Annotated in this window: 16 protein-coding genes, 1 pseudogene and 1 riboswitch; of the genes and pseudogenes, 8 read left to right on the forward strand and 9 right to left on the reverse strand. The window is 49.5% G+C overall.

What is annotated here, in order from left to right:
• Positions 1-51: 51 nt before the first annotated feature.
• The 4 genes from P9J64_03600 to P9J64_03615 all read left to right on the forward strand — a co-directional run bounded on the left by P9J64_03600 (position 52) and on the right by P9J64_03615 (position 5,740).
• On the forward strand, positions 52-222 hold the full coding sequence (locus P9J64_03600; protein MDG5467400.1) for a hypothetical protein: 171 nt from the start codon (positions 52-54) through the stop codon (positions 220-222).
• A gap of 652 nt (positions 223-874) precedes the next feature.
• Positions 875-2,242: a nodulation protein NfeD gene (locus tag P9J64_03605; GenBank protein ID MDG5467401.1), complete on the forward strand. Its 1,368-nt coding sequence runs from the start codon at positions 875-877 to the stop codon at positions 2,240-2,242.
• Entirely contained in the window at positions 2,229-2,993 is a 765-nt protein-coding gene (locus P9J64_03610; GenBank protein MDG5467402.1) for a slipin family protein, read from the forward strand. The genes P9J64_03605 and P9J64_03610 overlap by 14 nt, the downstream gene beginning before the upstream one ends.
• A gap of 245 nt (positions 2,994-3,238) precedes the next feature.
• Complete coding sequence (locus tag P9J64_03615; protein MDG5467403.1) at positions 3,239-5,740, forward strand: glycogen/starch/alpha-glucan phosphorylase; 2,502 nt, start codon at positions 3,239-3,241, stop codon at positions 5,738-5,740.
• 90 nt (positions 5,741-5,830) lie between these two features.
• Here the strand turns inward: P9J64_03615 and P9J64_03620 are convergent, their stop codons facing one another.
• The 5 genes from P9J64_03620 to P9J64_03640 all read right to left on the reverse strand — a co-directional run bounded on the left by P9J64_03620 (position 5,831) and on the right by P9J64_03640 (position 9,176).
• The gene (locus P9J64_03620; GenBank protein ID MDG5467404.1) at positions 5,831-6,328 is read right to left on the reverse strand and encodes an intradiol ring-cleavage dioxygenase; all 498 of its coding nucleotides are present in this window, start codon (positions 6,326-6,328) and stop codon (positions 5,831-5,833) included.
• The gene (locus tag P9J64_03625) at positions 6,315-6,650 is read right to left on the reverse strand and encodes a 4a-hydroxytetrahydrobiopterin dehydratase (protein MDG5467405.1); all 336 of its coding nucleotides are present in this window, start codon (positions 6,648-6,650) and stop codon (positions 6,315-6,317) included. Before P9J64_03625 ends, P9J64_03620 begins: the two co-directional genes overlap by 14 nt.
• A gap of 2 nt (positions 6,651-6,652) precedes the next feature.
• Positions 6,653-7,054 carry a phage holin family protein gene (locus tag P9J64_03630; GenBank protein MDG5467406.1) on the reverse strand — a complete coding sequence of 134 codons (402 nt, stop codon included), beginning with the start codon at positions 7,052-7,054 and terminating at the stop codon, positions 6,653-6,655.
• 258 nt (positions 7,055-7,312) lie between these two features.
• On the reverse strand, positions 7,313-8,629 hold the full coding sequence (locus tag P9J64_03635; GenBank protein MDG5467407.1) for a CDP-alcohol phosphatidyltransferase family protein: 1,317 nt from the start codon (positions 8,627-8,629) through the stop codon (positions 7,313-7,315).
• 148 nt (positions 8,630-8,777) lie between these two features.
• A complete protein-coding gene (locus P9J64_03640) occupies positions 8,778-9,176 on the reverse strand; it encodes a hypothetical protein (GenBank protein ID MDG5467408.1) in 399 nt (132 codons plus the stop codon).
• Positions 9,177-9,507: 331 nt separating this feature from the next.
• Between P9J64_03640 and P9J64_03645 the strand changes: the two genes are divergently transcribed.
• The gene (locus tag P9J64_03645) at positions 9,508-10,149 is read left to right on the forward strand and encodes a hypothetical protein (GenBank protein ID MDG5467409.1); all 642 of its coding nucleotides are present in this window, start codon (positions 9,508-9,510) and stop codon (positions 10,147-10,149) included.
• Positions 10,150-10,275: 126 nt separating this feature from the next.
• Here P9J64_03645 and P9J64_03650 read toward each other — a convergent pair whose 3' ends face one another.
• A complete protein-coding gene (locus P9J64_03650; protein MDG5467410.1) occupies positions 10,276-11,421 on the reverse strand; it encodes an acyl-CoA dehydrogenase in 1,146 nt (381 codons plus the stop codon).
• Positions 11,422-11,623: 202 nt separating this feature from the next.
• Here P9J64_03650 and P9J64_03655 point away from each other — a divergent pair, with 202 nt between their 5' ends.
• Positions 11,624-12,199: a DUF4124 domain-containing protein gene (locus tag P9J64_03655; GenBank protein MDG5467411.1), complete on the forward strand. Its 576-nt coding sequence runs from the start codon at positions 11,624-11,626 to the stop codon at positions 12,197-12,199.
• A 39-nt stretch (positions 12,200-12,238) separates the two neighbouring features.
• On the opposite strand, the gene P9J64_03660 is transcribed toward P9J64_03655, so the two are convergent.
• Positions 12,239-13,636, reverse strand: coding sequence for an outer membrane beta-barrel protein (locus tag P9J64_03660; GenBank protein ID MDG5467412.1), 1,398 nt, complete (start codon positions 13,634-13,636; stop codon positions 12,239-12,241).
• Between the two features lie 611 nt (positions 13,637-14,247).
• Entirely contained in the window at positions 14,248-14,874 is a 627-nt protein-coding gene (locus tag P9J64_03665) for a response regulator transcription factor (protein MDG5467413.1), read from the reverse strand.
• A 479-nt stretch (positions 14,875-15,353) separates the two neighbouring features.
• Positions 15,354-15,432, forward strand: a riboswitch (cyclic di-GMP riboswitch).
• A gap of 151 nt (positions 15,433-15,583) precedes the next feature.
• On the opposite strand from P9J64_03665, the gene P9J64_03670 reads away from it, so the two are divergent.
• A complete protein-coding gene (locus tag P9J64_03670) occupies positions 15,584-17,686 on the forward strand; it encodes a MopE-related protein (protein ID MDG5467414.1) in 2,103 nt (700 codons plus the stop codon).
• Between the two features lie 95 nt (positions 17,687-17,781).
• Complete coding sequence (locus P9J64_03675) at positions 17,782-19,212, forward strand: hypothetical protein (GenBank protein MDG5467415.1); 1,431 nt, start codon at positions 17,782-17,784, stop codon at positions 19,210-19,212.
• 218 nt (positions 19,213-19,430) lie between these two features.
• Here the strand turns inward: P9J64_03675 and P9J64_03680 are convergent.
• A pseudogene (locus tag P9J64_03680) lies at positions 19,431-19,604 on the reverse strand (transposase).
• Between the last annotated feature and the right edge of the window lie 215 nt (positions 19,605-19,819).

Raw genomic sequence — 19,819 nt, forward strand, 5'->3', positions numbered from 1 at the left:
AAAGGGGCGCAATAAAATTAATTATTGTGCCCTTTATTCGAGGGAGAACCTATGAGCGAAGAGATTCACAGGGTCACGATAACTGATGAGTTCAAGATTTGCCCTTTATGCGGCTACAAAGATGGTTTTCATTCCGCCTTCAGAAAGGAACAGGACACCACCAAGTGGCTCTTTGTCTGTCCATCCTGTCAGGCTGTTTTTGATGTTGGTTATTCAGTGTGAGACTTTATTACAACTTTTAATCTGTTGCACTTTTGTTGAATTTTACCGGGCTTAAGGATAGGAGCTAAATCGACGGGTCGCGTCCCGTCTGACGCCATACTCTTTTGAAGCCCCAAAAGAGTATGCAGAAAATGGCTGCGCTGCGCTTGGCATGTTTTGCGCGAGGTGGTCTACTGGTAAAAATCTAAGTAACAAGATTTTAGTGGCCTACGCTTCCCCCGTTAGCCCCGAGGCCCTTGAGGTCCTCTTCAGCAGTGTTTGCTTGCACGTTTGGTGTTGTTTATTTTCTTGCTGTAAAAAAGCAGTACTGAGAGGCCCCCCTGAAACGGGCCGGATTCCATTCTCTTCATTTTATAGAAACCACTGAAATCAGGCGAAAGAATATGCCCTCCGCTAGGAGACGGCACTTTTGCTTACTTTTGCTGCCGGGCAAAAGTACGGCGTCTGGCGGGACGCAACCCGCCGGTTTCACTCTTGTCCTTAAAAATGCAAGATCCAACAATAAAACGCGACAGAATAATGATCTGCGGCACATAGGTCTTGCAACTTCAACAATTCTCCCCATCTTGAAAAAAATGCCAACAATCACTTCTATCCTACCGTCAGAACGAGCTTTTTTTGACACATAAGCCTGCCTTGATATGATTGAAGAATGCTAAAGCCTGTCTACCTCAGCAGCCTGGTGATCCTGGTGCTGTTAAGCACAGGATTACTGCTCAAGGCCGAAGAAATCACTGTCCCTGGGACTATCAGAGTGGTGCGTGTCGCCGGGGTCATCAACCCGGTACTGGCCGACTTCATCAGTGTCGAACTGGATGAAGCCAATAATGGCAGCGCGCAGGCCTTTCTGATTGAACTCGACACGCCAGGCGGGCTCGACAGTTCGATGCGCGTCATTATCCAGAAGATCCTCGCTTCTAAAATTCCGGTCATCGTTTACGTTTACCCTTCGGGAGCCCGGGCAGCCTCAGCCGGGGCCCTGATCACCCTTGCCTCGGACTTTGCGGCAATGGCTCCCGGCACCAATATCGGAGCGGCTCATCCGGTATCGATAGGCGTTGGTGGAACCGGTGACAGCGAACAGGGCAAGACCGTGATGGAAAAGGTGGTAAACGATGCGGTCGCCTACGCTCGAAGTCTCGCAGAGCAACGAGGTAGAAATCGTGATTGGGCCGAGCAGATCGTACGCGATTCAATCTCAACCGCGGCTCAAGAGGCGCTTCAACTCAAGGCGATCGACCTGATCGCAACAAATGAACAAGAACTCCTTAAAAAACTCAACGACAGAACTTATCTGCGCAACGGCCAGGCCCGGAAACTGGTCACCCGTGGAGCAGTGCTCAGCTACGCTGAGATGACCTGGCGACAGGAAATATTCAACACCTTGAGCGACCCGAATGTTGCTTACATGCTTCTGATGCTCGGCATCCTCGGTATCTTCTTCGAAATCTCCCAGCCGGGCGTAATTTTACCCGGAGCCATCGGCTCCCTCGCACTGCTGCTCGCCTTTCTCGGTTTCCAGACCCTTCCGGTTAACTATATTGGCGTTCTGCTGATTCTGCTCGCCATCATCCTCTTTATCCTCGAGATCAAGGTGGTCTCCTACGGCATGCTCACAGTCGGCGGCCTGATCGCGCTGACCTTCGGCTCACTGATCCTGGTCGACAGCCCTGAGCCTTACCTGCAGATCTCACGTTCGGTCATCGCTGCAACAGTGTTGACCTGTGCCAGTGTCATCAGCCTGGTCCTCTTTTTCGTCGTACGCGTGCAGAAGACCCGTTTCGTCTCCGGACTCGAAGGAATGATCGGAGAACGCGGCCAGGCGGTCACGGCGTTGAATCCACGCGGTCGGGTCTATGTGCATGGTGAATATTGGGACGCCCATGCCGATGAACGGATCGCTTCCGGCAGCGAAATCGAAATCGTACGCAGCGAAGCCAACCTGAGACTGCTGGTCCGTGCTGTCCAAGACAACTCCACAGACTCTACGGCAAAGGAGAAAGACTATGATTCCGACTGATCTGATTGGCTGGGCGATTATCCTGGTGTTTATCATCAGCATTATCAGCAGTGCCGTGCGCGTTCTCTTCGAATACCAGCGCGGTGTCGTGTTCCGTCTTGGTCGTTTCGCCATGGTCAAGGGCCCGGGATTACGCTTTGTCATTCCTGTGATCGACAAAATCATCAAAGTCAGCCTGCGTACCGTAGCCATGGATGTTCCGCCGCAGGATGTAATCACCAAGGACAACGTCTCGGTCAAGGTCAACGCGGTCCTTTACTTTCGTGTTGTGGAGCCCGAAAAAGCTTTGATCGAGGTCGAAGACTACCTCTATGCCACCAGCCAACTGGCCCAGACCTCTTTGCGCAGCGTGCTGGGCCAGTGCGAACTCGACGAGCTGCTCTCACACCGCGACCGCATTAACCTGCAGTTGCAGGAAATCCTTGACCGCCAGACAGATCCCTGGGGGGTGAAGATCTCCAACGTTGAGATCAAGCACGTTGACCTGCCGCAGGAGATGCAGCGCGCCATGGCCCGCCAGGCCGAGGCCGAGCGTGAGCGACGGGCCAAAGTCATCCACGCTGAAGGTGAATTCCAAGCCTCACAGAAACTTGCCGACGCCGCCGGGGTGATCTCCAAAGAGAGCGGTGCTCTGCAACTGCGCTTCTTGCAAACACTGACCGAGATCGCCACCGAGAAAAATTCAACGATCATCTTCCCGGTACCGCTCGACTTGCTTAAACCGTTTCTGGATATGGAGAAAAAAGGTTAAAAAAGGAGGCGTTAAGAACCGGGACGCTTTACCAGAGACACGCAACGCGGCAAGTAATGCAACCTAACGCCTTGACTCTAAAACCATGGCAGCGTCACATTGACTTATCTTCGCCCTGGCTCTTCAGATCAATACTTTTTTTTCATGACGAGAGACAGGACAGACTCCATAGGGTAAATTTAACAACAGAGTCACCGACTCATATTTTTGGTGGTAAAGTTTCCACTTAATATAAAGGAAAAACAATGGACGCTAAGACGTTACAACACAAATTCGACGCAAGCCTGACTGACCTACCCTCTCTCGGCATGGACGTGCATAGCATGGTGGAGGATTTTCGTCGCTACTATACCCACACCCTGGGCCGTGACCGCCACTCGCGGTCGTCACACTACGCCTACCAAGCCTTGGTGTTGAGCCTACGAGACCGGCTGATGGAGCGCTGGAAGAACACCCGCTACGCCTACGAAGCCGCTGATTCCAGCCATGCCTACTACCTGTCATTGGAATTCCTGATGGGACGCACCCTGGGTAATGCCGCCCTGAACATCGGGCTCGATGAAACGGCAGAGTTGGCCATGCGCTGCCTGGGATTAGAGCTGGAGGAACTGGCCGAGAACGAACACGATGCCGGGCTTGGCAACGGTGGCCTGGGCCGTCTGGCAGCCTGTTTCCTCGACAGCTGCGCCACTTTGCAGCTGCCGGTCACAGGCTACGGCATCCGCTACGAGTACGGCATGTTCCGCCAGCTGATCAACGGTGGTGAGCAGGTTGAAGAACCCGACCACTGGTTGCGCGAGGGCAACCCCTGGGAGTTGGAGCGGCCCGAGTATACCCAGCGAGTGCGCTTTGAAGGACGCACGGAGTGGGCACGTACCAACGGCAGCAGTCGGCCGCGCTGGGTGGAGACCCATGATGTGCTGGCGGTTCCCTACGACGTGCCGATCCCGGGTTACCACAACGGCACCGTTAACACCTTAAGGCTCTGGAAAGCCTGTTCAACAGACGAATTCGACCTCGGTGAGTTCAACGCCGGCCTCTATCCCGAATCGGTGGCGGCAAAAAACTCGGCCGAACTGATTACCCTGGTCCTTTATCCCAACGACTCCAGTGAGAGCGGCAAGGAGCTGCGCCTGCGCCAGCAGTATTTTCTCGCCTCGGCCAGTCTGCAGGACATCCTCGCCCGCTGGGTCGGCACTCACGGAGAAGACTTTACCGACTTTGCCGAGAAGAACCGCTTCCAGCTCAACGACACCCATCCGAGTTGCGCTGTGCCCGAACTGATGCGCCTGCTCATGGACGAGCATGGACTGGTGTGGGAGGACGCCTGGAAGATCACCAGCGCCACCATGGCCTACACCAACCACACCTTGTTGCCCGAAGCCCTTGAGCGCTGGCCTGTGGCGACTTTCGCCCGGCTGCTGCCGCGTTTGCTTGACATCATCTTTGAAATCAACGCTGCCTTCCTGGCCAAGGTTGCCCGGCGCTGGCCCGGTGACGCCGAAAGGCAACGCCGCATGTCGATCATAGAGGAAGGCAAAGAACCACAGGTGCGCATGGCCTACCTCGCCATCGTTGCCAGCTTCTCCGTTAACGGTGTCGCAGCCCTCCACTCACAGCTGCTCATAGAAGGCCTGTTTAAGGACTTTTACGCGCTCTGGCCGGAGAAGTTCAACAACAAGACCAACGGCGTTACCCCACGTCGCTGGCTCTCCCTATGCAACCCGGACCTCTCCCAACTGATCACGGAGACGATTGGTGATGACTGGACCTCCAACCTCTCCCGACTGACCCGCCTGGCTCAGTTCATTAACGAAGAGAATTTCTGTAACCGCTGGCGGGAGGTGAAGCAGGAGAACAAGCGGCGACTGGCGAAGATGGTCGAGACCGAATGCGGCGTCACCTTCAACCTTGAGGCGATTTTTGATGTACAGGTCAAGCGTATTCATGAGTACAAGCGTCAATTACTCAACGTCCTGCACGTCATTCACCTCTATGACCGTCTTAAGCGGGGAGATGACAGCAACTGGACACCCCGCTGCGTTCTCATAGGTGGTAAGGCTGCACCCGGCTACTATATGGCCAAGCGCATTATCAAGCTGATCAACAACGTCGCTGCCGTAATCAACAACGATGCGGTCACCAGCGACCGGTTGCGACTTGCCTTTCTGCCCAACTACCGGGTGACAACCATGGAGATCATCACCCCGGGAGCTGACCTCTCGGAGCAGGTTTCCACCGCCGGCAAAGAGGCCTCCGGAACCGGCAACATGAAGTTCATGATGAACGGCGCTTTAACTATCGGCACCCTTGACGGCGCCAACATCGAGATTCGTGAGGAGGTGGGAGCGGAGAACTTCTTCCTCTTCGGTCTCTCAGCAGAAGAAGTAGACGAGCTGCGTGGTCATTTTGACCCCGCGGCAATCATCGCAGCCGACGAAGATCTGCACCGGGTGGTACAACTGATCAAGAGTGGTCACTTTAACCAATTCGAGCCCGGCATCTTCGACCCGATTCTGCATGCAATCACCAGCCCGGACGACCCGTGGATGACAACAGTCGACTTCCGCAGCTACATCGATGCGCAGAAACAGGTCTCGGAGGCCTATAAAGACCAGAAACAATGGACCCGCATGAGCATCCTCAACACTGCCGCCAGCGGCCGGTTTTCCTCGGACCGCACGATTGCCGAGTATAATCAGGAGATCTGGAAACTGAAATCGCTGCCGCCAGTCGCAGGAGATTAATGATTCTTTCGGCTCAGGGATGAAGATTTACGATAAAGACAAACAATCAGCGGGGACACACAAATTGTGTGTCCCCGTTTTCCATCATCACTACTCGAGCCCAGTCAGTGGTATCAGTACCAGATCGAATTGCCCCTCCCCTGCATTTTTAACAGGATAATGCTGTGTCACCATCGGCTTAAAGCCTTCGGCTGACACCCTGATATGAATATGCGGGCGGCGACTGCCAAACTCGGTTGCGGCATGACTCGTAAAATAGTAAGTGCCGTTCTTGGCGCTAAAGAGAGTGGCCCACCATTCATCTCCATACTGACCTTCCGGTCCAGTCATCCAGAGTTCAATCATCGCAGCGGAGACCGGCTTGCAATCCACTGCCGACTTGACCGTACCAAACAACAGGTAGCCCGTACCGACGCTATGACGATAAGGCGCTCCAGGCTTATAGAAGGGGCCCATTTCATCTTCCAGAGTCGGAGCGCATGCAAAGGGTTGTTCTGCAGCAGACAAAGGTGCCAAGCAAAGGGTGACAAGGGATATGATGAGGAGGAGGATGGGGATCTTTATGAAGAGTTGTTCAAAGGAGATCATCAGTTTTTGCCGCCATGATAAAGTCATTGGCATGTAACCCGGCGATCTTGTGAGTCCACCAGGTCACGGTCACCTTGCCCCACTCTGTCAGTATGGCCGGGTGATGATTTTCTGCTTCGGCGATTGCTCCGACCTGGTTGGTAAACTTTAGCGCCTGTGCGAAGTTTTTAAAGCTATAGACTTTTTGTAAATGATTAACACCGGCAACCTCAAGCATTTGCCAGCCAGCGAGTTGAGACATATATTCGGCGATCTCCTGCCGGGTCGCCAGAGGGGCACCTAACCTGCAGACTTCACAGTGTTTAACAGATAAAGAAGCCATCACTACTCCCAGTGATTGCCACGGCGTCGCTGCAGTTCGATATCGAGTGATTCGACTCGGCCCCGATCGCTGACAAACGAACTGAGCAGCAAGCTGACCAGGCTGATGATCAGGGAACCGAACAGGGCGGAAGCAAATCCGTCCACCACGAGACCGCCAATAACGCCCGAAGTCATCAACAGCAACACAGCATTAATCACAAACGTGAAGAGACCCAGGGATAACACATTAATCGGTAGAGTCAGGATGAACAGAATCGGTCGGAAAAACGCATTCAGAATCCCCAGCACTAGAGCGGCAAAGAGCGCGGAACCGAAACCGCTGACATGAATTCCGGGGAACAGATAGGCGGCTGTCATAATGGCCAAGGTGAGAATAAGCCATCTAAGCAAAAGACCTCTCATTCGTTAACCTCCATGCTTATTATAACGCTTGAAACGAGTTACACAATTTATGTGCTCCCGTTTTGCTGTCTTTAATCTTCGGACCTATCACAAAAAAAAGGCAAGTAAACTGGGACTATTTATTAACGCAAAGACGCGGAGGAGCAGAGAGCAATAATCAGAACTAAAGCATTCTTAAACGTTTAAAGGGTTTTCCCTCTGCGTTCTTTCCGACTCTGCATTAAACATTTTTTTGGGGTTATAGAACCATAAAGCTTCCTATGCCCTACGCTTTCTGGTTATGAGTCCAAACAGAGGAGAGACCAGATAACCCATGGCCGGGACAAAGGAGAGGATGAGGGGCACGGTATAGTGATCACGATGGACGCCCAGGGCCAAAAGGAAAAGAAACACGCCGAGGAAAAGTACCCGCACGACTTTGGGAATTTTCGGCAATATGGAACGACCGAAGTGGGCATAAGGAACCCGGGAGACCATCAGCAGAGCGGTTATGACAATGATAATGCCGCTGGTCGCATCGTTGGCAATTAACACACAGGTCGTGCCCACGACCAGCGCGGCGGCGGGTGACGGCAAGCCCGAGAAGGTGGTGACTCCACCGAGGATGCCTTCTTTTCTTTTTTCGACGACAAAGCGAATCAGGCGATACACCGTAGCAGCAACGTACACACACCCCAGCACAATTCCGACCCACGTGTGACTAAACGATGCGGCGGCGATCAGACCGGTGGTGAGACCGAAGCTCGTCCCGTCGGCGACATCGTCGAAGATCTCCCCTTTAGGAGTAGACCCCCACCTTTCTGCAGCACGGCCGTCGAAGAGATCAAGAAACTGTCCCAGGAACACCAGGCCGAGGGCGTAGACCAGGGGATGGCCGGCGAGCACCACCCAACAACCTGCGAGGCCACAGAGCAGATTCATAATGCTCAGGATATTGGCATACCAGTAATTAGGGACAAGCTTGAAGGCCGTGGAGCAAAAGGCGAGGCCTGTGCAAATACCTAAAAGCGGCAGGATCGTGCGGCCGAGGAACGGCAGCGGACCATAGATCCAAACGAGACCAACGACAATCAGGAGCACGACCACAAGAAACGTCTTGGCTTTACCGAACAGGTTCGCCGCCTTGATCTTAGTGAAACGCCTGGAGACCTGGCCGGTGATATCAAAAGCCAGAAACAGGGACACCAGCACCGGATCCAGCCATCCTCGCCAGGCCAGGTAGACCAGCATGGGAGAGTACATCAGTTTATCGGAGAAGGGGTCTATCGACTCCCCCTCTTCGGTGTGCAGGTCGCACTTGCGGGCGATATCGCCATCGGTGATATCGGTGATCATCCAGAAGGTGAAGAAGAGAAAACAAAGCCGCGGATAGCCCATATGCAGGAACATGACGGAGATAAATCCCATGGGGTAACGGGCCCGGCTGATGGCGTTGGGATGGAGCCAGGAGCGGCTGCGGACCCAAGCGATCTGTTTGGGTGTGCGGAGAAAACGGACCACGGCGAAGCGTTCCAGGCCCAGCATCAGCAGAACAGGAATCGCGATCTCAATAAGAATTGAATTGTAGGGGATCATGTAGTCTCGAAGAAATTGTTAAATTGGGGTTCACGATTCAATAGTTGCTGCTAATATACGGGCATCATACACGACAATCCGCAGCAGGGAGAGGATATTTTAGTGCTTCGTTGCAGCTTTTCTCTACACCCACACCGACTCGATTCCACTACTGTTCAGTGCCAAGATCGGGGCGCATACCGTTGACAACTTTATAGATGTTTTCCCTGGAACCTTCATTGATACCGGAGAAGGTCACATAATATTCTTTGTCATCGACAGCGACTTCATAGTTAATCGGCAAATAATACTTTTTTATAAGCATCAACCTGGCGGTACACATTCTTCCTTCCTCGGTGATTTTGACGGTTTCAATGTCTTTAAAATCTAAAGAATTATAAAATCTGCGCTGATCACCACCTTGAGCAATATCGCGATACAAAGCGCCTTTAACACCCGCCAGAACGGTCTCATTGTCGCATTTTGGCGAAACGTTATCTTCCGAACAAGAGGCCAGCAAGCACATAAGGCTCAGGGCAATGGCCCTAACCAGTAAATTTGAATCCATTCTTTATCTTTCTTATTGGGTCATTTTATCCGTCAAACAAATCCACGGAAACAGCTAAAGCCACTAACTCAACATCTGCAACTGTGTATAGGCCAAAAAGCCCGCGAGAATGATTACAGCGATAAAGATGATAAACATAACCTGCTTTGGCATTTTTTCTCCCTATCCAAGAGTTGGAATTGGGGCAATCCGATATTGGTACCCCTCCCCTGTTTCTACTCTCACATTAAACTAAATAATTACCAGATCTTCAATCAAAGTATTGAAGACCTTTGCTTTTAAAGATATAAACTGATGGTGAATAATTGTTTGCCTCTTTTAAGGACTCGGAATGAAAGACCTCTTTTTTGCTGCAGACCTTTTGACAGTGTTTCGACGCGACACATATTACGGCGATTATAAGAACATATCCGTCGCATTGCGTAAAGTTAGCTTAACAGCCGTCGACCGCACCGACAGCATCGAACAAATGCTTCACGCATTGGTTGTTCATATCATGGACCAACGTGGTGAAACAGAGCCGTTCCTCGCAGGAACATTCATTTACCCGGAAGCTGTCGTTGAGCTGCTCAAAGAACATGGTTTGCCTGTTCCTGCCACTCTGCAGCCTGCGAGCACAGGAAAAAGCAACAGCAAAGAATCGATCGATCAGGCTCAGCTCGAACAATACTTCGATATTGTCTGCCGCAACTGCGGGACGGTCACCGACCCTCTCGCCACATCCTATCGCACCCCGATTGGGCGATTAATTTTTCGCACCTTCTTGGAGACGCGCCAGAACCTGAGCATCAACGCCACGGGAAGGTACGTACTCGAACATCTCACGGAGTTTGATACCGACAAGATCGTCACAGCTGTCAACGAAGACTCGGTGACCTGGTTATGCGATGAATCAAAAGAGAAATTAACATCGGTTGAGACCATTGCGAAGTTTGTTTTAAATTTCAATCGCCAGCTTGAAACCCTCTTGTGATCGCCATGAACTGGCATAAAAAAAGGGGCCCACTATCTTGAGAGCCCCCAGGTCCTTATATACAATGCCCAACAGACAACATGAAGCAGTACTGCAAGATTCACATTTCTGACGAAACAAGCAAACTCACTTTACCAACAGAGAGCCAATAACCATCCGCTGAATCTCACTGGTCCCCTCGTAAATTTCCGTGATTTTGGCATCGCGCATCATGCGCTCTACAGGAAATTCTCGGGTGTAACCATAACCACCATGAATCTGTACCGCCTGAGTCGTCACCTTCATCGCCGTTTCACTGGCAAAGAGCTTGGCCATCGCTGACTCTTTTGAATAGCTGAGCCCATGACTGGCCCGGTAGGCGGCATTGTAAACAACCAACCTCGCCGCTTCGACCTGGGTCGCCATATCGGCCAATTGAAACTGCACACCCTGAAAAGCCGCTATTGGAGTATCGAACTGTTTGCGTTCTTTTGAGTAGACTAAAGACGCATCCAGGGCCCCTTGAGCAATGCCAAGAGCCTGTGCCGCAATGCCGACACGGCCCCCATCAAGGGTCTTCATGGCGATCCGGAAGCCCTGTCCCTCTTCACCAAGCAAAGCCTCTTTGGCAATTCGGCAATTTTCAAAAACCAATTCCAGGGTGGGAGAAGAACGAATCCCCATCTTCTTCTCTTTTTTGCCGAAAGAGAATCCAGGCGCGCCTTTCTCGATGATAAAAGCACTGATACCGTGATGCTTTTCAGCCTCTTTATCGGTCCGGGCAAAGACAATATAGGTGTCTGCATCACCGCCATTGGTGGTGAAGATTTTACTACCGTTGATGAGCCACTCATCACCATCGAGAACCGCGGTGGTTTTGGTGCCGCCTGCATCAGAACCTGCGGAGGGCTCGGTGAGAGCAAAAGCTCCAAGCTTAGAACCCTCGGCCAGAGGCAACAGGTACGTTTGCTTTTGCTGGTCGTTACCAAAGATATAGATGGGGTTGGCGCAGAGGGAAAGATGTGCGGAGAGAGTTACGCCTGTAGAAGCACAGACCCGGGAGAGCTCCTCAATAGCAATAGCGTAACTGATGTAATCGGCACCGGCGCCGCCGAATTGCTCGGGGATGATCATCCCAGCCAGGCCAAGCTCACCGAGTTTGTCGAACATCAACTCACGATCAAAACGTTCTTCTTCATCACGTTCTGCAGCGCTCTGCAAAACCTCCTGCTCGGCAAAACTACGCACCATATTGCGAATCAGGTTTTGTTCTTCACTAAGCTGAAAATCCATCAATCCCTCCCCGGCAGCTTTATATGTAACAATCAACAGGATAACTACTTAAAGTATTATAGCGGATAGAATCAGAGATGCCTTCAACTATGATAAATCACCATAGGATCGCACCCTTTAAAGCTCGGCAAGTTTTTATGTGGAAACAATCAGCCAATCTTTATTATGATAAGAAATCACGTCAATCTTCCTCGAGGACTCTATGAAGAAATTTTTTTTGATATCAGCCTTCATTCTGCTGTCGACTTCTGTTAATGCTAAAATTTACAAATGGGTCGATGAAAACGGATCCGTTCACTTTAGTGACAAGCCCTACTCACAAGAGGCAAAAGAAGTGAAGGTACAAGGGACCGGCATATCGGTTCAGAAATCGGAAGCAGTACTTAAAGCAGAGAAAGCTCGCGAGGAAAAACGGCAGAAAGAGATGCTGAAGCAGAAAACAGCAACTCAAACCAAACCTGAGCCGGCAAAGGATCAATCGGACGTTGAAAAGGATATCACAGAAGCAGACTATCGGATCTCTTCAAGCGTTGGGAAACTGGGCGCTGACATCATGAGTATCTCTGGTCGAATCAGCTCAGGCCCACGCTGTAAGGACATGTCTGTTACAGCCACGGCTACGAATGACAATGGACTGAAAGCGACCATTACAGATAATGTAAGCAAAACCAACTCATTCGGTTCTACGACCTTTGAGGGTAATGCAAGGGTCTCCGGGAGTGCCGAAGACTACGGTTTCTGGAAGGTTGATTCTGTGATTGTGCGTTGTAATGACTAACAACTTTCAATCACTCCCCTGTTTCACGCAGGGTGTTTATCAAAGGGCTGCAGTCAAACGCACAAATACTCTGTTACTCGTATAGTCATTGTCGTCAAGGTTGGAGTCGCGTTCTTCATATTCATAGCCGACACTGGCATTCAGCCAACGGGTGACGGTATAACCGACGGCGGCAACAAAACCATAACTATCATCTTCGCGTTTGTTGGCTTCAATACCAACAAGAATATTATCTTTATAATCATTGTTCACATACTTGAAAGCCATTTCCCCGCGCAATTTGGGCGTGAAGCGCTGCCGGTAGCCAAGCTGAGTACGGTAGGTGAGGATACTGTTTGTGCCTATGGAATCACTCACGATTAATCCGCGACTACCCCTCAGGTAGAAGGATGTTTTGGGAGTAAAAAAATAATCCAAGCGGGCCTCAGCCAGCAATTCATTCCGATCATCCAGATTGTTGTCATCATAGTCCATGCCACCATAACCAAGCTTTACTCGGCCACGCAATTTTTTAGAGGTTCTCATTTGGGCACCAATGAAATAATTCATCACATCGCTATCACTGTTGATGTCTTCATCATAATCGATAGAGATATATTCGGCTTGAATGAAAACTGAAGTTTTGGGTGTCAGGTCGTAAAAAAGATATGCTGAGACGCTGTTATCTGTGCGATTGCGATATTGGTTCCGATCTTTATCGTAATCAAGGTAGTAGTTGCCATAATCTAACCGCAACGAAGTTTTCGGTGTGAACTGATAGACAAGAATAGTCTGATAAAGGTTTGCATCGAACTTATCAAGCCTACGGTCAGGCGTTCCACCCGTTCCATAGGGGTCTCTGTTGATTTCGTAGACATCAAGCATCTCCAGAGAGAGACCGCCTCTGAGGTTAACCTTAAAAGACCCTTCAGCACGGTGGTCGGTTCGGTCATCATCTGAGTATTTATCATGTTTGCGAATATCAGCGCGGTAAAGAGCATAACCTTGAAAGCGTCGAGAGCCTTCTGTACGAAAGCGACTCAAGGCAAGCCCACCAGGGGCCGTGTTCATAGTGTCGACTTCTATCAACTTCTGTCGCATTTCCGGCAAAGCAAACCAAATACCGGGAGTGATAATTGCTACGTTGTCTGACTTCTTGTTCCCGTCCGTCTCGAATAAATTGTCGGTGTAGAATCCACCAACTGACAAGAAGGGATGGACATACCCTGTGCGGGCACCAAGGACCTCTCCAGAAACAATCCGGTCACTTCTCACAGGAGATCCATATCCTTCTGTACCTATGCCTATTGTATCCACCACATCAATTGGCGGAACGGCTGCGTCTGTTGCCTCTACCGTCGCGTCGCTCAAGACCGCAGTTTCGGTTTCCTGACACCACGCATTTCCCGTTGACAACACCAAAACCATGATAAGCATACATAGAGTAGACAAACGCATGATTCTCCTCCTTACTTGATGATAACAACTATTCAAGTGAATCAATCTCATCGTCGATTTTGTTCGAAAACAAAAAAAGCCCAAACTTGGGTTACACTTCAATCCAGTCAAAAGTTGGTGGATTTAATAACGCTTCAATGCTATCAGTTAGGTTACGTTTGTCAAATTTGTTTTAGGCCTTTTTCTCAATGGTTAAAGGTATTTGTATGACTTTTTGTTTGGTGTGACTCGTGCTTTCAGTTCAGAAATTAGTCGGTGACAATATTAATCCTCCTGGCAATAGAGAAGTGAATATGCAAGAGATCAGCATATCGATTCAAAGATCGGAAGAAGATCTCAAAGAAGATCGTACTCAATAAAAAAAAGAGGGAAAAGCAGATAGCGAAAAAAACCATTACCGAAGCGGTCTATAGAACATACGAGTGAAGAACTAACGCTCCCCTAGGCTAAATTCCAGACTCTTCAGTCCCCTAAAAGGGGGCTGTTAAATTATAGCTAATTTAACAGCTCAACAATATTTGAAGGAAACACGAAGGTTCATAAAGAGCAGATTATTAAGACTTCTGGAACAGCTATTTTTTTAAACATATCAGTAAAATGCAATCATCAATCTAGTGTAAGTTGGCCATTCCAGATAAGTGGGCCGGTGCGGAAACGGCCAACTTAAGTCGGCTTGTTACACCGAACTTCTTAAAGAGATGATTACAATGTGACTTGACTGTCTGCTCACAGATATACAACTTGTTAGCGATTTCCTTGTTCGTTAAACCTTCACAGATGCATTCCAAAATCTCAACTTCTTTCTTCGTCAGCTGAACTTTCTGACTTACCTGCTTACTACTAAAGACCTCTTTCAGTGTCTGGCGATCAATCCAAAGCTCCCCTTCGTTAAGCTTCTTTATGGCCTTTCTGAACAATCGGCTATCCGACTCTCTTGGTAAAAGACCACCAAGCCCCTCTGCAATCATCAATCGAAGATCACCACCGTCGAGAGAAATTTCTTTATCGTTTAGGAGTAGGACGCACTTTCTTTCTGTGCCAGGCAACAAATCTATAACTTTTTTGCAGTTTTCCAGGTCGGCCACGATGATATCTGGATGCATACCGATTAAGCTCTCAAGGCCACCGTTTTCGGTAGAAACTCCTAAAACGTTAATTTCGTCATCTTCTTCTAAAAGTTTGCAAATACCTTCAGCATATAAATGGACTTGACAACAGATAGCGACGCTTACTTCCATAGCCTCCTCCCATCTCCCACGTAACACCCACTCTCCTCAAAGCCTCAGGATGGGCTCCTTGAAACCTACTGACATGATTCCATTGTTAAAACCTATCATCAAATATTATTGGCGCAAGCAAATGACGGCTAAATTAATGTTTTTGCGTTATTTTTTTTCGATTTCAGCTTTTCTCGGCCGACGTTTATGTATTTAAAATCTCCTACAACGTTAGGATCAATGTGACGATAACGCGTTCCATAAAACTTTAGTTTTATGGCTGATCTTTTGTGTGTGGCTATTGTGCGTACTAAAGGTGACAAATAAAACACACCTCAAGTTTGAGGAAAATTTCAGCCCTTGTTGAAGAAGAAAAACAACACCAGACCGAAAGTTTTTATTGGTTGAATAATTCCGGCAAGTTGAGCCTATCAAACCAATGAAAAACATACCCCAACTAAAGGCTTGGCATGTAACCTGCTAAATAATAAAAGAAATATTTTCGAAAAAGGCAAAACCAGGGAGACCTGGTGACGCAAAGCCATGGGCCCAAGTTCAACGGGTAGCCAGGCTGCCGAATGATTTAAGTGTGATTTAAAACGCTCATCTCTGCCGGCGAGATGAGCGTTTTTTTGCGTTTAGGACATAACCAAAAACCGGTTGTAACCACATAGACATCCAGATGCTTACCGAATCAGGCAAATTTCAAGCTTCAAATGGAGAACAAAGAATGAAGAACTTGGCATGTAACAACACAAAACAGAAGCTATCGACAATGATCATTGGCCTCACCCTACTCCTTATGAGTGTTGCAAATATTTCATTTGCAAAAGATGTCACACTGGCCTGGGACGCAAATCAGGAGTCAGATGTAGCCGGGTATAAAGTTTACTACGGAACAAATCCAGGAACCTACACTGGGGCTGAAGCAATGGAAGGCCCCTCGCCAGTCGAAATGGGCAACGGAACCAGCGCAACCTTTGTGGGTCTTGACGACACCAAGACACATTATTTCACTGTAACCGCTTTTAACTTTAACGGAGAAGAGAGCGCATACGCAAACGAAGTCAACGCCCCAGCTCGGTCAAATGAAGATTCCGATGGGGACGGCTATGTTTATTCCGTTGACTGCGACGACTACAATGCTGCGATCAACCCGGGTGCGTCTGAAATCCCCGGCAATGGCATCGACGAGAACTGCAACGGCATGGCAGATGATGTTGTTACCACCGCCCCTGCAGGTGCCATAGAAGCGGAAAGCGGCTCCCTGACGGCACCGATGCAAATTGTTGCCGACAGTGCAGCGGCAGGCGGACGTTATATCCAGACAACCACCTTTAGCGCGGGCTCCGCGGTTTACAACTTCAATGTTCCCACGGCCGGTCAGTACAAGTTCGTCGCCAGGACCATGGCCCTCGACGGAACTTCGGACTCGTTCTTTATCAATGTTGATGGTGCGGGCGATGTTCGATGGAAAGTCCCCGGCGCATATAATGTCTGGAGCGAAGGCGAAGTGACCACGATGGAACTTGCCGCAGGCGCTCATACAATCAGCTTCAACGGCCGCGAGACGAATACCAAGCTCGACTATTTCTACGTGGTCAAAGTCGGTGATGTAACTCCCACGACCGATGCCGATCAAGACGGTTACGATGTTAACGGCGACTGCAACGACAATAATCCAGCAATCAACCCCGGCGCTCAGGAAATCACCTACAATGGTGTTGACGAGAACTGCAACGGCATGGCCGACGATGACGACCTGGACCTGGATGGCTACAGCTTTGCACAAGAGTGCAACGACCAGGATGCCAGCATCAACCCGGGTGCGACTGAAATCCCCGGCAATGGCATTGATGAAAACTGCAACGGTATGGACGATGATGTTGTCACCAACGCCCCTGCAGGTGCCATAGAAGCGGAAAGCGGCTCCCTGACGGCACCGATGCAAATTGTTGCCGACAGTGCAGCGGCAGGCGGACGTTATATCCAGACAACCACCTTTAGCGCGGGCTCCGCGGTTTACAACTTCAATGTTCCCACGGCCGGTCAGTACAAGTTCGTCGCCAGGACCATGGCCCTCGACGGAACTTCGGACTCGTTCTTTATCAATGTTGATGGTGCGGGCGATGTTCGATGGAAAGTCCCCGGCGCATATAATGTCTGGAGCGAAGGCGAAGTGACCACGATGGAACTTGCCGCAGGCGCTCATACAATCAGCTTCAACGGCCGCGAGACGAACACCAAGCTCGACTATTTCTACATGGTCAAAGTCGGTGATGTCACTGTGTTGGATGCCGACAAAGACGGTTACGACGTCAATAGCGACTGCAACGATAATAATCCAGAGATCAACCCCGGCGCTCAGGAAGTCACTTATAATGGTGTTGACGAGAACTGTAACGGCATGACCGACGATGACGACCTGGACATGGATGGCTACAGCCTTGCACAAGAGTGCAACGATCAGGATGCCAGCATCAACCCGGATGCGACTGAAATCCCCGGCAATGGCATCGACGAGAACTGCAACGGCATGGCCGATGATGCAGCGGTAGACACAGTTGCTCCAACGATTACCAGCATCAACCCTGCCGACGGCACCCAACTCAAGGGACGCTGGTGCACGATTCAAGTCGAGGCGACTGACGATGTAATTGTTATGAAGATTGAAATTTACATCGACGGAACACTTGCACTGGAAGAACCGGGGAATATTGCGCAAATGCCGCTGGACCTTAAAACAATATCTAAAGGAAACCACACCATCTCAGCGAAAGCTTACGATCAGGCCGGGAATGTGGATACGCATACCATTACTGTAGTAAAGTAAACAAGAAAAGAAAAACTAGGGGTAGGGGTTGCTTTTTGCCCCTCCCCAACCCTAAAAATAAAAAAAGTCCGAGTTAAATCTCAAGGAGACTAGTAATGATTATAAAAACAATAACAACAAAAATGAAAAGAACCTTATTTTCAACCTTATCCATGAAACGCTACTTAATCACTTTCGCACTCGCATTGAGTGTAGTCACATCAATGTCGGGACTTGCATATGCCCTTCCAGCATTCCCTGGCGCAGAAGGATTTGGATCAACCACTATAGGTGGACGGGGCGGTAGGGTTATCCATGTTACTAATCTCAATAATAGCGGGCCAGGGAGTTTCCGCGCAGCAGTTGAAGCTTCTGGTCCTCGAATCATTGTTTTTGATGTTGCTGGCTATATAGATATAACACGAGGGGATGAAATTGTAATTGACGAACCTTATATAACCATAGCAGGGCAAACAGCACCTGGTGATGGCATAACATTCAGAGGCGAATCCATAGCCATTAAGACACACGATGTTATCTTAAGGGGTGTTAGGATTCGTGCTGGGCTTGGGGCGAGTGACGTATTACATGTATTGCCTCGTAATATTCCAGGTGCTGTAGAAGTTTATAACGTTATTATCGATCATTGTTCCTTGAGTTGGTCACCGGATGAAAACTTCGGTGTTTGGTATGATGCTCATGATATTACCCTCCAAAGAAACATAATAAGCGAAGGTCTAGGTGGAACTGAGCAAACCCCCCAAGGGAAAGGTGCATTATTCGGTAGCGAGGATGCACCCGGTGGCTTACCTAGCAACATCTCCTTTCACCACAATCTTATGGCGCACAATGCCGATAGAAGTATTAGGACAAGCGTATATACAGAAGTTGAGATGATCAATAACCTCATTTATGGGTGGAACTATTGGGCAACCAGAGCCGGTGCAGCTATGAATATTATTGGCAACCACTATATAAAGTCTCCGGCAACAGGAGGTGGTGAGCCTGTACGTGTTAATGAAGCTGGCCCTAATACCATTTATGTTCTTAACAATATAGGCCCTGGTAGACCGACTAACACAGGTGATGAGTGGGATATTGCTAGGGCGAGTGAGAGTTCCGCACAAGCAAGTTCCCCGACATTCCCTTTATCGAACGTAACCATTAATAACGTTAAAGATGTCTATGATAATATTCTTGCAGATGTTGGTGTGACTGCCCCTGCACAGGATGATGTCGATATCAGAATTATCAATGATGTTATTAACAAAACTGGGACATGGGACATTGATAATCCAAATCAGGTTGGTGGCTATCCTACCTTAGATGCAGGAACGAACCCAAAGGACACCGATAATGATGGAATGCCGGATAGTTGGGAGATTGCTAGAGGACTAAATCCATCAAGCGCATCAGATGTAAATGGTGACGATGATGGGGATGGCTACACCAATATTGAGGAATATATAAATAGCTTTTATGCTACGCTTGGAGGTGACAGGCCGTCACCACCCAGAAACCTCAAAATCACCAGTCTAAATCAATGATGGTCAGATCCTGAATAGTCCTTTCAGAGGCCCCTTGCCGCTGCAGTCCTACTTGGCAGAAGCAAGGGGCCTCTGGGTGAACCGGGTAGAGTAAAAAATCTTTCGCTTTTTTTGTCCGCGCCCCAATCGGTTTAACCTGCGTCCGCCTCCAGCATTTGTTCTAAATCCCGCTCTTTGAGCAGATCCGTATTCAGATAGCGTTTCTGGCTCCATTTGGTTCAAGCAATGTGACGCAGCCTGGCCGCGCACAGCACCAAGACGGAATGCCCGCCAGGGAAAGCGCCAACCACTTTGGTGCGACGGCGGATTTCCTTCACAATCCGCTCCAAAGCGTTATTGGTTCGAATCCGGCTGTGATGGCTGCGTGGAAAATCGTAGTACGTCAGGGACTCACAATCCTTGTCCACGGCAGTGTTCTCCATGCGGTTAGGGTTTACGCAATTTAACCTCTTGAAGCACTGCCGTGTCTTTCAAAAAAGCGAAAAATATTTTACGTTATCTTTTTTATCAGTAATGTAAACATATTGTCTCAGTCTGAAACCGGGAAAAAGGTCGGAGTCCATCGGCTCTCTCTGGCAAAAAAGTCCTTGCTGCCAACTGCCAGTCC

The sequence above is a fragment of the Deltaproteobacteria bacterium IMCC39524 genome, from assembly GCA_029667085.1.
Classification (GTDB): domain Bacteria; phylum Desulfobacterota; class Desulfuromonadia; order Desulfuromonadales; family BM103; genus M0040.

Bases quoted from the DNA above. Each gene is read 5' to 3' on its own strand.
- P9J64_03600 (MDG5467400.1), top strand. From the start codon at position 52: ATGAGCGAAGAGATTCACAGGGTCACGATAACTGATGAGTTCAAGATT.
- P9J64_03605 (MDG5467401.1), top strand. From the start codon at position 875: ATGCTAAAGCCTGTCTACCTCAGCAGCCTGGTGATCCTGGTGCTGTTA.
- P9J64_03610 (MDG5467402.1), top strand. From the start codon at position 2,229: ATGATTCCGACTGATCTGATTGGCTGGGCGATTATCCTGGTGTTTATC.
- P9J64_03615 (MDG5467403.1), top strand. From the start codon at position 3,239: ATGGACGCTAAGACGTTACAACACAAATTCGACGCAAGCCTGACTGAC.
- P9J64_03620 (MDG5467404.1), bottom strand. From the start codon at position 6,328: ATGATCTCCTTTGAACAACTCTTCATAAAGATCCCCATCCTCCTCCTC.
- P9J64_03625 (MDG5467405.1), bottom strand. From the start codon at position 6,650: ATGGCTTCTTTATCTGTTAAACACTGTGAAGTCTGCAGGTTAGGTGCC.
- P9J64_03630 (MDG5467406.1), bottom strand. From the start codon at position 7,054: ATGAGAGGTCTTTTGCTTAGATGGCTTATTCTCACCTTGGCCATTATG.
- P9J64_03635 (MDG5467407.1), bottom strand. From the start codon at position 8,629: ATGATCCCCTACAATTCAATTCTTATTGAGATCGCGATTCCTGTTCTG.
- P9J64_03640 (MDG5467408.1), bottom strand. From the start codon at position 9,176: ATGGATTCAAATTTACTGGTTAGGGCCATTGCCCTGAGCCTTATGTGC.
- P9J64_03645 (MDG5467409.1), top strand. From the start codon at position 9,508: ATGAAAGACCTCTTTTTTGCTGCAGACCTTTTGACAGTGTTTCGACGC.
- P9J64_03650 (MDG5467410.1), bottom strand. From the start codon at position 11,421: ATGGATTTTCAGCTTAGTGAAGAACAAAACCTGATTCGCAATATGGTG.
- P9J64_03655 (MDG5467411.1), top strand. From the start codon at position 11,624: ATGAAGAAATTTTTTTTGATATCAGCCTTCATTCTGCTGTCGACTTCT.
- P9J64_03660 (MDG5467412.1), bottom strand. From the start codon at position 13,636: ATGCGTTTGTCTACTCTATGTATGCTTATCATGGTTTTGGTGTTGTCA.
- P9J64_03665 (MDG5467413.1), bottom strand. From the start codon at position 14,874: ATGGAAGTAAGCGTCGCTATCTGTTGTCAAGTCCATTTATATGCTGAA.
- P9J64_03670 (MDG5467414.1), top strand. From the start codon at position 15,584: ATGAAGAACTTGGCATGTAACAACACAAAACAGAAGCTATCGACAATG.
- P9J64_03675 (MDG5467415.1), top strand. From the start codon at position 17,782: ATGATTATAAAAACAATAACAACAAAAATGAAAAGAACCTTATTTTCA.